Source organism: Bacillus sp. AFS059628 (genome assembly GCF_002571225.1).
Taxonomy (GTDB): Bacteria; Bacillota; Bacilli; order Bacillales; family Bacillaceae_G; genus Bacillus_A.
Window position 1 is genome coordinate 1 of the sequence record NZ_NVEC01000007.1, and the last position, 14466, is coordinate 14466.

16 protein-coding genes and 1 other annotated feature are annotated in these 14466 nt (G+C 36.3%); all 16 genes read left to right on the forward strand.

What is annotated here, in order from left to right; genetic code table 11:
* Positions 1 to 346 precede the first annotated feature (346 nt).
* The 16 genes from spoIIGA to uraA all read left to right on the forward strand — a co-directional run bounded on the left by spoIIGA (position 347) and on the right by uraA (position 14405).
* The gene (spoIIGA, locus tag COL05_RS04090; RefSeq protein WP_141527410.1) at positions 347 to 1264 is read left to right on the forward strand and encodes a sigma-E processing peptidase SpoIIGA; all 918 of its coding nucleotides are present in this window, start codon (positions 347 to 349) and stop codon (positions 1262 to 1264) included.
* Positions 1265 to 1283: 19 nt separating this feature from the next.
* On the forward strand, positions 1284 to 2003 hold the full coding sequence (gene sigE / locus COL05_RS04095; protein ID WP_000976948.1) for an RNA polymerase sporulation sigma factor SigE: 720 nt from the start codon (positions 1284 to 1286) through the stop codon (positions 2001 to 2003).
* A 157-nt stretch (positions 2004 to 2160) separates the two neighbouring features.
* Positions 2161 to 2940 (forward strand): RNA polymerase sporulation sigma factor SigG, encoded by a 780-nt coding sequence (gene sigG / locus COL05_RS04100; protein ID WP_000197753.1) that lies wholly within the window; start codon positions 2161 to 2163, stop codon positions 2938 to 2940.
* A gap of 163 nt (positions 2941 to 3103) precedes the next feature.
* Positions 3104 to 3388: a YlmC/YmxH family sporulation protein gene (locus COL05_RS04105; protein ID WP_098667692.1), complete on the forward strand. Its 285-nt coding sequence runs from the start codon at positions 3104 to 3106 to the stop codon at positions 3386 to 3388.
* Positions 3389 to 3506: 118 nt separating this feature from the next.
* Positions 3507 to 4325: a peptidoglycan editing factor PgeF gene (gene pgeF / locus COL05_RS04110; protein WP_098667693.1), complete on the forward strand. Its 819-nt coding sequence runs from the start codon at positions 3507 to 3509 to the stop codon at positions 4323 to 4325.
* Positions 4322 to 4996, forward strand: a complete 675-nt coding sequence (locus tag COL05_RS04115; protein WP_098667694.1) for a YggS family pyridoxal phosphate-dependent enzyme — start codon at positions 4322 to 4324, stop codon at positions 4994 to 4996. The genes pgeF and COL05_RS04115 overlap by 4 nt, the downstream gene beginning before the upstream one ends.
* Before the next feature lie 19 nt (positions 4997 to 5015).
* Positions 5016 to 5486, forward strand: a complete 471-nt coding sequence (locus COL05_RS04120; protein WP_000119138.1) for a cell division protein SepF — start codon at positions 5016 to 5018, stop codon at positions 5484 to 5486.
* Positions 5487 to 5492: 6 nt separating this feature from the next.
* Positions 5493 to 5756 carry a YggT family protein gene (locus COL05_RS04125; protein WP_029439626.1) on the forward strand — a complete coding sequence of 88 codons (264 nt, stop codon included), beginning with the start codon at positions 5493 to 5495 and terminating at the stop codon, positions 5754 to 5756.
* A gap of 15 nt (positions 5757 to 5771) precedes the next feature.
* Complete coding sequence (locus COL05_RS04130) at positions 5772 to 6539, forward strand: YlmH family RNA-binding protein (RefSeq protein WP_098667695.1); 768 nt, start codon at positions 5772 to 5774, stop codon at positions 6537 to 6539.
* Positions 6540 to 6628: 89 nt separating this feature from the next.
* The gene (divIVA, locus tag COL05_RS04135; protein WP_001131611.1) at positions 6629 to 7135 is read left to right on the forward strand and encodes a septum site-determining protein DivIVA; all 507 of its coding nucleotides are present in this window, start codon (positions 6629 to 6631) and stop codon (positions 7133 to 7135) included.
* Between the two features lie 51 nt (positions 7136 to 7186).
* Positions 7187 to 7411: a binding site (T-box leader), on the forward strand.
* Positions 7412 to 7482: 71 nt separating this feature from the next.
* Complete coding sequence (gene ileS2 / locus COL05_RS04140) at positions 7483 to 10248, forward strand: isoleucine--tRNA ligase (RefSeq protein WP_098667696.1); 2766 nt, start codon at positions 7483 to 7485, stop codon at positions 10246 to 10248.
* 156 nt (positions 10249 to 10404) lie between these two features.
* Complete coding sequence (locus COL05_RS04145) at positions 10405 to 10734, forward strand: TraR/DksA C4-type zinc finger protein (protein ID WP_098667697.1); 330 nt, start codon at positions 10405 to 10407, stop codon at positions 10732 to 10734.
* 124 nt (positions 10735 to 10858) lie between these two features.
* Positions 10859 to 11317 carry a lipoprotein signal peptidase LspA gene (lspA, locus tag COL05_RS04150; RefSeq protein WP_001980603.1) on the forward strand — a complete coding sequence of 153 codons (459 nt, stop codon included), beginning with the start codon at positions 10859 to 10861 and terminating at the stop codon, positions 11315 to 11317.
* A 4-nt stretch (positions 11318 to 11321) separates the two neighbouring features.
* Positions 11322 to 12230 carry an RluA family pseudouridine synthase gene (locus tag COL05_RS04155; protein WP_098667698.1) on the forward strand — a complete coding sequence of 303 codons (909 nt, stop codon included), beginning with the start codon at positions 11322 to 11324 and terminating at the stop codon, positions 12228 to 12230.
* 202 nt (positions 12231 to 12432) lie between these two features.
* The gene (gene pyrR / locus COL05_RS04160) at positions 12433 to 12975 is read left to right on the forward strand and encodes a bifunctional pyrimidine operon transcriptional regulator/uracil phosphoribosyltransferase (protein WP_001156491.1); all 543 of its coding nucleotides are present in this window, start codon (positions 12433 to 12435) and stop codon (positions 12973 to 12975) included.
* A 146-nt stretch (positions 12976 to 13121) separates the two neighbouring features.
* Positions 13122 to 14405 carry a uracil permease gene (uraA, locus tag COL05_RS04165; RefSeq protein WP_142337349.1) on the forward strand — a complete coding sequence of 428 codons (1284 nt, stop codon included), beginning with the start codon at positions 13122 to 13124 and terminating at the stop codon, positions 14403 to 14405.
* Positions 14406 to 14466 lie beyond the last annotated feature (61 nt).

Sequence of the window (14466 nt, forward strand, 5' to 3'; positions counted from 1 at the left end):
CTCAAAATTCAGCGAAAGCAAAGAATTTAGGTGGGGGTCGGGCTGCCCATAAAAGTCCGATTGGTGAGTGCTAATAATCAGTGGGGGATGAACAAAACCCCCACTGATTAAAGTTTCACTTTATACAGGGAAAAGATCTGCTAAGCAGGTCTTTTTTTATTTTATATATTTCAATTAATATGTAAGCAAAAAAGTATAGTATTCTATGAAACATATACTTTTATTTTTTACCGACAGATTATGTCTAGAAAGCACAAAATAACAAAAAAACACCTCCGCAAATTGACACACTTTCCTATTGGATATGCATTATACTAGTCTCAACTTAAAAAAAGAGGTGAATTGTTTGGTTGTTTACGCCGACGTTGTTTGGTTGTTAAACGCCTGCATTGATTTTCTTTTACTTTTATTAACAGCCACCGTGTTAAAAAAGAAGATCAAAAGATGGAGGCTTGTGTTAGGGGCATTTATAGGTTCAACCATTGTTATTTTTGCCTTTACTCCTTTTGCTTCTATGATGACACATCCAATTATGAAACTACTGTACTCGTTACTTATTGTGTATACAGCATTTGGGTTTACAACGTTTAGAAATTATGCACAAACTGTTTTTACTTTTTACTTTGTTACCTTTATGGTTGGCGGAGGGTTAATGGGCACTCATTTCTTTTTGCAAACGAATGAAATGGTAAATGGGTTGGTTCAATCTCAATCAATTTCTTATGGTGACCCCATTAGCTGGTTATTTGTTATTTTTGGTTTTCCAGTAATTTATTATTTTTCTAAAAAGCGTATTGAAAGCGTAGAGGTTACAAAAATACACTATGATCAAATTGTGAAATTAAAAGTTCAATTAGCTGAAGAGGAGTTGGAACTCGCAGGTTTAATTGATAGTGGGAACCAACTTTACGACCCGTTGACGAAAACACCTGTTATGATTATGCATATTTCATCATTAGAACATTGTTTGCCAGCTTGGTTAACAGAACAAATTTATTCCAAAACAGAGATTCCTCAAATACCAGAAAATGATTCTGGATGGGCGACAAAATTACGCTTAATTCCTTTCCGAGCAGTGGGAGTAGAGAGTCAATTCTTATGGGCAATTAAGCCAGACAGTGTACAAATTTATCATGAAGGAAGTTCTATCGTCGTGAACAAAGTATTGATTGGATTAAATACACAACAGTTGTCAACCAATGGAGAGTATCAATGTATTGTGCATCCGAAAATGTTGATTTCACAAAAAATGGTGATTGCTTAATAATGGGAGGCGGGATAATATGATGAAATTAAAATTTTATTTAGTATACCTTTGGTATAAAGTATTGCTGAAATTAGGAATTAAGACCGATGAAATTTATTACATTGGTGGAAGTGAAGCGTTACCACCGCCGTTAACGAAAGAAGAAGAGGAAGTTCTTTTAAATAAATTACCAAAAGGAGATCAGGCGGCAAGATCGTTACTGATTGAACGCAACTTACGGCTAGTCGTATATATAGCAAGAAAATTTGAAAATACAGGGATAAATATTGAAGATTTGATTAGTATTGGAACAATCGGTCTTATTAAAGCGGTGAATACATTTAATCCAGAAAAGAAAATAAAATTAGCAACATATGCCTCACGTTGTATCGAAAATGAAATTTTAATGCATTTACGCCGGAATAATAAAAATCGTTCAGAAGTTTCTTTTGATGAGCCGCTTAACATCGATTGGGATGGGAATGAACTTTTATTATCAGATGTATTAGGTACAGACGATGATATTATTACAAAAGATTTAGAAGCGACTGTGGATCGTCATCTTCTAATGAAAGCATTACATCAATTAAATGATCGTGAAAAACAAATTATGGAACTTCGATTTGGGCTTGCTGGAGGAGAAGAAAAGACACAAAAAGATGTGGCGGATATGCTTGGGATTTCACAGTCATACATTTCGCGTTTAGAAAAAAGAATCATAAAAAGATTACGAAAAGAATTTAATAAAATGGTGTAAAGAATAAGACCAGCCGTTATCTAGGCTGGTCTTATTCTATTTAGTTGTATGAGGAAAGACAACTAAAATGAAAAATGAAGAGAAAACCGCATGCATAAAATCCCCTTCAAAGGAAATACTTTACACTGTACAGCAACTCCCGATAGGAGGGAACACTTTGACGAGAAACAAAGTAGAAATTTGCGGTGTTGATACAGCTAAACTTCCCGTACTAAAAAATGATGAAATGCGTAAATTATTTCGTGAAATGCAAAGTGGAGAGATAAGCGCAAGAGAGAAATTAGTGAATGGAAACTTACGTCTTGTACTGAGCGTCATCCAAAGATTTAATAACAGAGGAGAATATGTTGACGATTTATTTCAAGTTGGTTGTATCGGACTTATGAAATCCATTGATAACTTTGATTTAGGCCAAAATGTAAAATTTTCAACGTATGCTGTGCCGATGATTATTGGGGAAATACGCAGATATTTGCGTGATAACAATCCGATTCGCGTATCTCGCTCCTTACGAGATATTGCGTATAAAGCGTTACAAGTAAGGGAAAAGTTGATTGCAGAAAATTCCAAAGAACCAACAGCGATGGATATTGCAAAAGTGCTTGAAGTAACTCATGAAGAAATTGTTTTTGCTTTAGATGCGATTCAAGATCCAGTTTCATTATTTGAGCCGATTTATAACGATGGGGGAGATCCTATTTTTGTTATGGACCAGTTAAGTGATGAAAAACAAAAGGACGAGCAGTGGGTTGAAGAGTTAGCACTAAAAGAAGGAATGAAGCGTTTAAATGATCGTGAGAAAATGATTATTCGAAAACGTTTCTTCCAAGGAAAAACACAAATGGAAGTTGCAGAAGAAATTGGGATTTCTCAAGCGCAAGTGTCACGTTTAGAGAAATCAGCTATTAAACAAATGAATAAGACGATTCAAGGATAAGGTTTCACCATTTATGGTGAAACCTTTTTATATGTAACATAGTTTTTTTTGGCTCATAGTAGGGGAGAGATGTTCATATATTGAAAATAATATGTGGTTAGTAGAGGGTACTTCCTGTTCATTTGAGAAACAGTTTTTCAATTCGTCATATATAAGGGAGAGGATGAAAGTGATAAGAATTTCGGAATTGCAGATGAAAGATATAATAAATGTCTCAAATGGAAAAAGGCTTGGGAATATTGGAGATATTGAAATTGATATGAACACAGGGAAAATCGAATCTATAATTATTTCCAAACAGGCACGTATGTTAGGTATTTTTGGGAAAGATGTAGAAATTGTAATTCCTTGGAAGGAAATTGTGAAAATTGGGGAGGATGTCATACTTGTTAGAGTAAATACTGTTAATTCTGTAACAGAAACAATACAAACACCGACAATTTCATAAAGAATATTACAAATTCCTCTTTTTTTTCTGTTGGCATTATGAAAAAATAAAAGTATGGTAAAATAGACAGGAAGTACCATACTTTTTTATGTTATTTTAATTAAAAGGAGCCGCTGTTATGATAGAACCATTTAAATATGTGGACGGTATACTGTATTTACAAGCGTGGAAAGAACTTGGAAACATTACTGCTGGATTTACGACAAAAGATGGTGGGGTAAGTACGGGCTCCTTTCATGCGATGAATTTAGGATTACATGTGAATGATATCGTGGAGAACGTTCATGAAAATAGACGCATTTTAGCAAATAAGTTACAGAAGCCATTAGAAAACTGGATTTGCTCTGAACAAGTTCATGATCATCATGTTGAAAAAGTAGGACAACAGGAAAAAGGAAGTGGCGTCTATTCATATGAAGACGGCATTTCAAAAACAGATGGCATTTATACGACTAATAATGATGTTCTTTTAACATCTTGTTACGCGGATTGTGTTCCACTCTATTTTTATGCGCCATCACATGGTATGATAGGACTTGCGCATGCTGGATGGAAAGGGACTGTAAAAGAAATTGCAAAGGAAATGATTCAAAAATGGAATGCAGAAGGCATTTCGAATGATGAAATTCATGTTGCAATCGGACCAGCAATTGGATCTTGTTGTTACGTTGTTGATGATCGAGTGTTAACAGCAGCAAAGCAAGTAGTAAACGGTTCTGTCCCTTATAAAAAAATTTCTGATGGACAGTACGCAATTAATTTAAAAGAAATTAATCGTATATTATGTGTACAAGCAGGCATAAAAGAAGAGAATATTGTAATGTCATCTCTTTGTACAAGCTGTGAAGAGCAACTATTTTTCTCGCATCGCCGTGATCAAGGTAAGACAGGGAGAATGTTGAGTTTCATAGGTTTTAAGGAGGAAGAAAGCAAGTGACAGTACAAAAAAAATTAACAACTGTAAACGAAGCAATTAAACAATCTTGTGCACGAGCAGGACGTTCTTTGCAAGATATTAAACTCGTTGCGGTTACAAAAACGGTAGGAATTGAAAAAACAAACGAAGTAATTGAAGCTGGAATTATCGATTTAGGTGAAAATAGAAATGAAGGTTTCTTACAGAAGTACGAACATTTCGGTTCAAAAGTAAATTGGCATTTTATTGGGTCATTACAAACGAGAAAAGTAAAAGAAATCATTAATGAAATTGATTACTTACATTCGTTAGATCGTCTTTCACTTGCAAAAGAAATTCAAAAACGTGCGAATAAGAAAGTGAAATGTTTTATTCAAGTGAAAACATCATCTGAAGAATCAAAGCAAGGGTTGGCAATAGAAGAAACCGTTCCTTTTATTCAAAGTTTGCAAGAATTGGATAAGATTGAAGTGGTAGGACTAATGACAATGGCTCCGTTTACAGAAGAAGAGGAAGAAATCAGACGCTGTTTTAAGGAGTTACGTATGCTACAAACAGAGGTGCAGGAGCTAGAATTATTACATGCGCCATGTAAAGAATTATCAATGGGAATGTCTAATGATTACACGATTGCAATTGAAGAAGGTGCTACATATATTCGTTTGGGGACGATTTTAGTAGGAAAAGCGTAAAAGGAAGGAGAATCTTATTATGAGTTGGTCAAAAGTAAAATACTTCTTTTTTGATACACCTGAAGAAAAAGAAGCAGCTCAATATAGTTATGAAAAGGAGCAAACAGACATGAAGAAGCAGCAAGATCCGCCAGAACAACAAGATGTTACGTTTCCAAAAGCGCAAACGAAACAAAATGTTGTGAGCATTGAAACAGCAAAGCAATCTTCAAAAGTTGTTTTATTAGAACCACGCACATATTCGGAAGCGCAAGGGATTGCGGACCATTTAAAAGGTAGACGAGCTGTTGTGATTAATTTACAACGAATGTCTACGGATCAGGCTGTACGTATCGTTGACTTTTTAAGTGGTACTGTATACGCTATAGGCGGGGACATTCAAAAAATAGGACCGAAAACATTTATGTGTACGCCTGAAAATGTAGATATTGTTGGTGCAATTTCAGAGTTATTCGGTGAAGAAGAAGACACAAATATAAAGAGGTGGTAATACGCCATGGATACAGTTTTAAGGATTTTAGTTACTGCTATCGAGATATACTCGTGGGCACTTATTATTTACATTCTCCTATCATGGTTCCCAGGTGCAAAGGAATCAACTTTCGGAGACTTTCTTGCCCGTATTTGTGAACCGTATTTAGAACCATTTCGCAGATTTATTCCACCGCTTGGTATGATTGACATCTCACCACTCGTTGCGATTTTTGCGTTGAGACTTGCTACAAGTGGTTTAGTAACTTTATTCGGCTATTTCTTATAGTAAGAGGTTATGTGAATGAGCATCTATGAGCATTTCAGACCCGATGAAGAGGTCTTTGTGGATAAGGTGTTAGAGTGGAAGCGGGCGGCGGAGTACCATCAAGTGAAGTTAACAGACTTTCTTGATCCAAGACAACAACAAATTGTCACTATGGTAATAGGACAAGGGGATGTTGCTGTACAATTTGAAGGTGCAACGCCTCATGCAGAACGCAAAAGAGCACTCATTTATCCGGACTATCTAGTAGTAAATGAAGAGGAATTTCAAGTAGAAGTATTGGAAATTGACTATCCTTCCAAGTTTTATACGCTAGAACATAGGCAAATATTAGGAACATTCATGTCTCTCGGTTTAACGAGAGAAAAATGTGGTGATATTTTGCTTCAAGAAGATCGTGCCCAAATCGTAGTCGCAAAAGAAGTTGTATCTTATATTGAGATGAACTTACAATCTATAGGGAAAGTGAAAGTCTCCTTATCGCCAGTGCAAGGAGAAAAAATTCTACAGATACAAGAAACGTGGGGAGAGAAATCTGGAACGGTTTCTTCACTTCGTTTAGATGTTATGTTAGCTGAAATGTTACATATATCTAGGCAAAAAGTACAACCTTTCATAAAAAATGGACTAGTAAAAGTGAATTGGAAAACTGTGGAGCAAACCTCATACGAATGTTATCCAGGAGATGTTTTTTCAGTGAGAGGGTATGGACGAAGTAAATTGTTTTCTGTAGAAGGTAGAACAAAGCGCGACAAATGGAGAATTTTGTATGGTATACTAAAATGATTGGTTTTTTAGAAGGAAATCCTCCTATTTTGTCGAAGAAAAGATATAATTGAAAGAGGAAATTTAGATAACTACTTGGAGGTGGCGTTGTGCCGTTAACACCATTAGATATTCATAACAAAGAATTTGGTCGCGGATTCCGTGGCTATGATGAAGATCAAGTAAATGAGTTTCTTGATCAAATTATCAAAGATTATGAATTAGTCATTCGTGAGAAAAAAGCTTTAGAAGAAAAAGTTGCGCAATTAGAAGGGAAGTTAGATCATTTCTCTAATATTGAAGATACGTTAAACAAATCTATCGTTGTTGCACAAGAAGCAGCAGAAGAAGTAAAACGTAATGCGCAAAAAGAAGCAAAATTAATCGTACGTGAAGCTGAAAAGAATGCAGACCGTATTATTAACGAAGCGTTAGTAAAATCAAGAAAAGTTGCTTTTGATATTGAAGAGCTTAAAAAACAAGCGAAAGTATTCCGCACTCGTTTCCGTATGTTACTAGAAACGCAGCTTGAAATGTTAAACAACGATGATTGGGATAAACTAATTGAGTTAGAAGACGAAGTAGATGAGCTGTTGAAAAAAGAAGAAACAGTGTAAGCTTGACGTTTTTCTCATTATTACATATAATTTTAAACAACATATTTATTAAGAAAAACGAAGATAGGGATAAGTACCTTTTTCATACCTTATATAGCGAACTGAGGATGGTGTAAGCTCAGGATAAGGAGATAATGGGAATATCACCCTGGAGTTCCTCGCTGAACAAATAGAGTAAGCGTAGGCGTATATTCGCGTTAAGAATATAAAGAGGATTGTATACATATGTATAGGATCTACTAGGGTGGTACCGCGGGAGACTTTCTCGTCCCTTTTTGGGATGAGAAGGTCTCTTTTTTATTCCGTTTTTTAAGTATTTCTTTTATACATGTAAGGAGGAAATGAGCATGGAGTACAAAAATACATTACTAATGCCAAAAACAGAGTTCCCAATGCGTGGGAATTTACCAAAACGTGAGCCTGCAATGCAAGAACAGTGGGCTGAAATGAATATTTATGAAAAGGTACAAGAACATACGAAAGGTCGTCCTTTATTTGTACTGCATGATGGACCTCCATATGCGAATGGTGACATTCATATGGGACATGCATTAAATAAAGTATTAAAAGACTTTATCGTTCGTTATAAATCAATGACTGGTTACTGTGCACCATATGTGCCAGGTTGGGATACGCACGGTTTACCAATTGAGCAAGCTTTAACAAATAAAGGTGTAAAGCGTAAAGAAATGACAGTTGCTGAGTTCCGTAAGTTATGTGCAGAGTATGCATATGAACAAGTAGAACGTCAACGTGAGCAATTTAAGCGTTTAGGTGTACGTGCTGATTGGGATAACCCATATATTACTTTAGAGCCAGCTTATGAAGCACAACAAATTAAAGTGTTTGGTGATATGGCGAAAAAAGGTTATATCTATAAAGGACAAAAACCAGTTTACTGGTCTCCAACGAGTGAATCAGCTTTAGCAGAAGCTGAAATTGAATACCAAGATAAAAAATCAGCATCTATTTACGTAGCATTCCCTGTAAAAGACGGAAAGAACGTATTAGAAGGTGATGAGAAATACATTATCTGGACAACAACACCTTGGACATTACCTGCAAACTTAGGTATTTCTGTTCACCCAGAACTTGAATACGCTATTGTAAAAGTAAATGATGAAAAATATATTATTGCTTCTGAACTATTTGAGACAGTTGCAAAAACGTTAGAGTGGGAAAATGCTGAAGTTGTAAAAACGGTAAAAGGTAGCGAACTTGAGTATACAGTTGCAAAACATCCATTCTACGATCGTGATTCATTAGTTATGCTAGGTGATCACGTAACAACAGATGCAGGTACAGGTTGTGTTCATACAGCACCAGGACACGGGGAAGATGACTTCGTTGTTGGTAAAAAGTATGGATTAGAAGTACTTTGCCCAGTTGATGATAAAGGTGTATTAACAAATGAAGCACCTGGATTTGAAGGCTTATTCTATGATAAAGCTAACAAGCCAATTACAGAAAAATTAGAAGAAGTAGGCGCATTACTGAAACTAACATTCATTACGCATTCATATCCACATGATTGGAGAACGAAAAAACCAATTATTTTCCGTGCAACAGCACAGTGGTTTGCATCTATTGAAGCATTCCGTAAAGAGTTATTAGAAGCTGTTGCGGAAACAAAATGGGTACCAGCATGGGGCGAAACTCGTCTTCATAACATGGTTCGTGACCGTGGTGACTGGTGTATTTCTCGTCAGCGTGCATGGGGTGTGCCAATTCCTGTATTCTATGCAGAGAATGGTGATCCAATTATTACGGATGAAACAATTAACCATGTAGCAGATTTATTCCGTGAACACGGTTCTAACGTATGGTTTGAGCGTGAAGCGAAAGATCTATTACCAGAAGGATTTACACATCCAGGTAGCCCAAATGGTGAATTCCGTAAAGAAACAGACATCATGGATGTATGGTTCGACTCAGGTTCTTCTCACCAAGCGGTATTAGAAGAGCGCGATGACTTACAACGCCCAGCTGATTTATATTTAGAAGGATCTGACCAATATCGTGGTTGGTTTAACTCTTCATTATCAACAGCAGTTGCTGTAACAGGTAAAGCTCCATATAAAGGCGTACTAAGCCACGGTTTCGTATTAGACGGTGAAGGGCGTAAAATGAGTAAGTCGATTGGAAACATCGTCGTACCGAAGAAAATTATGGATCAATTAGGCGGAGACATTTTACGTTTATGGGTATCTTCTGTTGACTATCAATCTGACGTACGTATTTCAGATGATATTTTAAAACAAGTAGCAGAAGTGTATCGTAAAATCCGTAACACATTCCGTTTCTTATTAGGAAACTTAGACGACTTTAAGCCGAGTGAAAATACAGTAGCTGTAGCTGAACTTCGTGAAGTGGATCGTTACATGTTAGTGAAATTAAATGACTTAATTACAAAAGTAAAAGAAGCATATGAGACATACGACTTCGCTGCTGTATATCATGCAATTCATAACTTCTGTACAATTGATTTAAGTTCATTCTATTTAGACTTTGCAAAAGACATTTTATACATTGAAGGTGCAAACCATGAAGATCGTCGTGCAATTCAAACTGTATTATATGATGTTCTTGTTGCATTGACGAAACTTGTAACACCAATCTTACCGCATACAGCTGATGAAGTATGGCCATACATTCCAGGTGTAACAGAAGAAAGTGTACAATTAACTGATATGCCAGAAGCTGTACAATTAGATGACGCAGAAGCATTAAAAACAAAATGGGATGCATTTATGACATTGCGTGATGACGTATTAAAAGCGTTAGAAGTAGCTCGTAATGAAAAAGTAATCGGTAAGTCATTAAATGCAAGCATTACGCTATATCCAACTGCGGAAATGAAAGATATGTTAGAGTCTATTAACGAAGACTTAAAACAATTATTCATCGTTTCTGAGTACAAACTTGGTGGCATGATGGAAGAAGCGCCAGCAGATGCACCAAAGTATGAGCATACAGCGGTTGTTGTTGCTCAAGCGACTGGTGAAACATGTGAACGTTGTTGGGTAGTTTCAGAAACAATTGGTAAAGATGCTGAACATGAAACATTATGTGAGCGTTGTGCAACAGTTGTTAAAGAAAACTATGTAAAATAATAAAAAACTGACTGTGCGTAAGTGCAGTCAGTTTTTTTATTGACGATATATTGAAATAACTTTCACTCTCTTTCCTATGAAGGAAAAATGTGTGTGAGGTAAGCATAGAAATTTCGGACACACTAATCATACATTGCAGCTGGGAGGAATGTACACGTGAATGAAATGTATATGGAAATTAAAGAAGAATTACAATTGATGCGAAAAGAGTTACAAGAGAGGCTAGCTAAAGAGGTCATGCACAAATATGATACAGAGTTTAGCGAAGAGCTTGGATATGAAATTAAGGAAGAGATAAAGAAAAAACTGTTATTACATGATATAAAAGAGGATTTAAAAGATGTAGAACGTGCATTATTCAAAATGGAAATAGATATGTATGGTATTTGTGAAAAAACAGGGAGAGTAATTTCGGTAAAACAAATGAAGACGATGCCGACTGCCCGTACCATTCATGAATTTTTCTATGAAAAAGTAAATGTATGAATGTACACAACGATATTATATTACCTTTTTTTAATTTATTTTATTCTTCTATAAAGGTTCATTGTGAAAAGGTTGCAGCTATGCTAAAATTTTGAGGTACACTGTCTTTGTGGGGGAAATGAAAATGATATATTATGTAATAGCGTTATTTGTCATTGCCATCGATCAAATATCGAAATGGCTAATTGTAAAGAACATGGAATTGGGTACGAGCATTCCGATTATCGATAATGTATTATACATAACATCACATCGAAATAGAGGGGCTGCCTGGGGCATTTTAGAAAATAAAATGTGGTTTTTCTACATTATTACAGTTGTCTTTGTAGTATTTATTGTAATGTATATGAAAAAGTACGCAAAAACAGACAAGCTTCTAGGAATTTCATTAGGTCTAATTTTAGGCGGAGCAATTGGTAACTTTATTGATCGTGTATTTAGACAAGAAGTAGTGGATTTCATTCACGTGTATATTTTCTCGTACAACTATCCAGTATTCAATATAGCTGATTCAGCATTATGTATTGGTGTTGTATTAATTATTATTCAAACATTATTAGAAGGCAAGAAAACGAAGGAGTAATTGAATGAGCGAAGTAGTACAAGTAACAGTTGCAGAAGAACAAAAAAATGAGCGAATTGATAAATTCGTTGCAGGAATAAATAATGAATGGTCACGTACACAAGTACAGCAATGGATTAAAGATGAAGTTGTGACAGTTAATGGAAAAGCGGTAAAAGGGAATTATAAAGTTAGGGAAAATGATGAAATTACAGTGACGATTCCTGAGCCAGAAGAGTTAGATATTCAACCAGAAGATATGAACTTAGAAATTTATTATGAAGATGCAGATGTACTTGTTGTTAATAAGCCGCGTGGTATGGTTGTACATCCAGCACCAGGTCATACAAGTGGTACGCTTGTGAACGGTCTTATGCACCATTGTACAGACTTATCAGGCATTAATGGTGTGATGCGTCCGGGTATCGTACATCGTATTGATAAAGATACGTCTGGTCTATTAATGGTTGCTAAAAATGATATGGCACACGAATCACTTGTAAATCAACTTGTAGCAAAAACAGTAACAAGACGTTACAAAGCGATTGTACACGGTGTTATTCCACACGATAAGGGAACGATTGATGCTCCGATTGCTCGTGATAAGAAAGAACGTCAAAGTATGACGGTTGATGAAAATGGTAAGCATGCTGTTACGCATTTCCAAGTGTTAGAGCGATTCAAAGATTTCACACTTGTAGAATGTCGCTTAGAAACGGGGCGTACACACCAAATTCGTGTTCATATGAAGTATATTGGCTATCCACTTGCAGGAGATCCAAAGTATGGACCGAAGAAAACATTAGATATGAATGGTCAAGCACTTCACGCAGGTATTTTAGGATTTGACCATCCTCGCACTGGTGAATATATTCAGTTTGAGGCACCGATTCCAGAAGTGTTTGAAGACGCATTAAATATTTTACGAAAATAGTATTGACAAATCATAAGAAAACTGAGATACTGACAACAGTTAAATAATGATCCTTTAACACAGCCCCGTGAGGTTGAGAAGGTAACGGTTTGAAATACATAGGGTATGCTGTACCCTTTTTCAAAAGTCCTCTCGCACACGCTGAGAGGACTTTTTTTATACCATTACTCTCACGCAAGAAAAAAGCTTGGAGGTGTAGAGCATGCAAGAGAAAGCTGTCGTTTTAGATGACCAAATGATTCGCCGCGCTTTAACACGAATTAGTCATGAAATCGTGGAACGAAATAAAGGTGTCGATAATTGTGTTCTTGTCGGAATTAAAACTCGTGGAATTTTTATTGCACAACGTTTGGCAGAACGAATTGGTCAAATTGAAGGAAAAGAAATGGAAGTTGGAGAGTTAGACATTACGTTATATCGTGATGATTTAACACTACAATCAAAAAATAAAGAACCACTTGTAAAAGGTTCTGATATCCCTGTAGATATTACGAAGAAAAAAGTTATCCTTGTGGATGATGTATTATATACAGGCAGAACAGTTCGAGCAGCAATGGATGCTCTTATGGATTTAGGTAGACCATCTCAAATCCAACTGGCGGTTCTTGTTGATAGAGGTCATCGTGAACTACCAATTCGCGCTGATTATGTAGGAAAGAACATCCCAACATCAAGTGAAGAGCGTATTGAAGTTGATTTGCAAGAGACAGATCAACAAGATCGAGTAAGCATATACGATAAGTAAAGCCCTTTTAAATGTAGTCCTGTGAGGCTGACAAAGGGTCTTGGCTTTCATATGTCAAATTTGGCATACGAAAGTGTAGGACTCTTTGTGCACAGGCACAAAGAGTTTTTTTATTGCAAAGATTTAAACTGAAGGAGGATGTAACAATGGAACAAAAGCCAGTGTTAGACGTTAATGAAGTACCGAAACCGGGAAAATGGTTATTTTTAAGTATACAACATTTGTTCGCGATGTTTGGATCAACAGTGCTTGTTCCGTTTTTAACAGGATTGAATCCATCAGTAGCATTAATATCAAGTGGATTAGGAACGTTAGCGTTTCTTCTTATAACGAAAGGTCAAGTACCTGCCTATCTAGGATCATCATTCGCCTTTATCGCACCGATTATAACAGCAAAAACAGCAGGTGGACCGGGAGCAGCAATGCTTGGTGGTTTGCTAGCAGGACTTGTGTACATCTTAATCTCACTCGGAATTAAGAAATCAGGATCAGAGTGGATTATGAAATTACTACCACCAATCGTAGTTGGCCCGGTAGTAATGGTAATCGGTTTAGCATTAGCACATACAGCAGTTAACATGGCGATGAACGGTGCGGATGGCAAATATAGCTTTACACACTTTTCAGTAGCATTAGTAACATTAGCAATTACAATTATCTGCTCAATATTCGGAAGAGGATTTTTCAGTATCATACCAGTGTTACTTGGCATTATCGGCGGATATATTTTCGCTTACTTCCAAGGGCTAGTAGACTTAAAGCCGGTAGCCGAGGCGAAATGGTTTGTTGTACCAGATTTCACAGTACCATTCGTAACATACACACCAGAGTTTTCATGGAAGATTGTACTCTTGATGGTACCAGTTGCACTAGTAACAATTTCAGAACATATTGGACATCAAATTGTACTAGGAAATGTTATTAAAAGAGATTTAATTGAAAAACCAGGTTTACACCGTTCAATCTTCGGTGATGGAGTAGCAACACTAATTGCATCACTAATCGGTGGACCACCGAATACAACGTATGGTGAAAACATCGGTGTGCTAGCAATTACGAGAGCGTATAGTGTATACTTATTCATCGGTTCAGCAGTGTTCGCAATCATGTTCGGATTTATCGGTAAGATTTCTGCACTGATTCATTCGATTCCAACACCAGTTATGGGTGGTGTATCAATCTTACTATTCGGTGTAATCGCATCAAGTGGATTACGTATGATGGTAGATGATAAAACGGACCTAAGTGACAAACGAAACTTAATGATTGCATCGGTAATACTAGTAATAGGTATTGGTGGAGCGGTACTGCACGTAGGAGAATCGTTCCAAGTAGAAGGAATGGCACTAGCAGCAATTGTAGGTGTACTGTTAAATCTACTACTACCAGAAACGAAACAAATAAAACAAACTAAGCAGATTGCTTCATAATAATAACCTTTTAATTCAGTCCTGTAAGATTGGAAAGGGTGGCTTCTTTCTTGCACCCTAG

Excerpts from the sequence above, each read along its gene's own strand:
- sigE (WP_000976948.1), top strand. The coding sequence starts at position 1,284 with ATGATGAAATTAAAATTTTATTTAGTATACCTTTGGTATAAAGTATTG.
- COL05_RS04105 (WP_098667692.1), top strand. The coding sequence starts at position 3,104 with ATGAAAGTGATAAGAATTTCGGAATTGCAGATGAAAGATATAATAAAT.
- pgeF (WP_098667693.1), top strand. The coding sequence starts at position 3,507 with ATGATAGAACCATTTAAATATGTGGACGGTATACTGTATTTACAAGCG.
- COL05_RS04120 (WP_000119138.1), top strand. The coding sequence starts at position 5,016 with ATGAGTTGGTCAAAAGTAAAATACTTCTTTTTTGATACACCTGAAGAA.
- COL05_RS04125 (WP_029439626.1), top strand. The coding sequence starts at position 5,493 with ATGGATACAGTTTTAAGGATTTTAGTTACTGCTATCGAGATATACTCG.
- COL05_RS04130 (WP_098667695.1), top strand. The coding sequence starts at position 5,772 with ATGAGCATCTATGAGCATTTCAGACCCGATGAAGAGGTCTTTGTGGAT.
- ileS2 (WP_098667696.1), top strand. The coding sequence starts at position 7,483 with ATGGAGTACAAAAATACATTACTAATGCCAAAAACAGAGTTCCCAATG.
- lspA (WP_001980603.1), top strand. The coding sequence starts at position 10,859 with ATGATATATTATGTAATAGCGTTATTTGTCATTGCCATCGATCAAATA.
- COL05_RS04155 (WP_098667698.1), top strand. The coding sequence starts at position 11,322 with ATGAGCGAAGTAGTACAAGTAACAGTTGCAGAAGAACAAAAAAATGAG.
- pyrR (WP_001156491.1), top strand. The coding sequence starts at position 12,433 with ATGCAAGAGAAAGCTGTCGTTTTAGATGACCAAATGATTCGCCGCGCT.
- uraA (WP_142337349.1), top strand. The coding sequence starts at position 13,122 with ATGGAACAAAAGCCAGTGTTAGACGTTAATGAAGTACCGAAACCGGGA.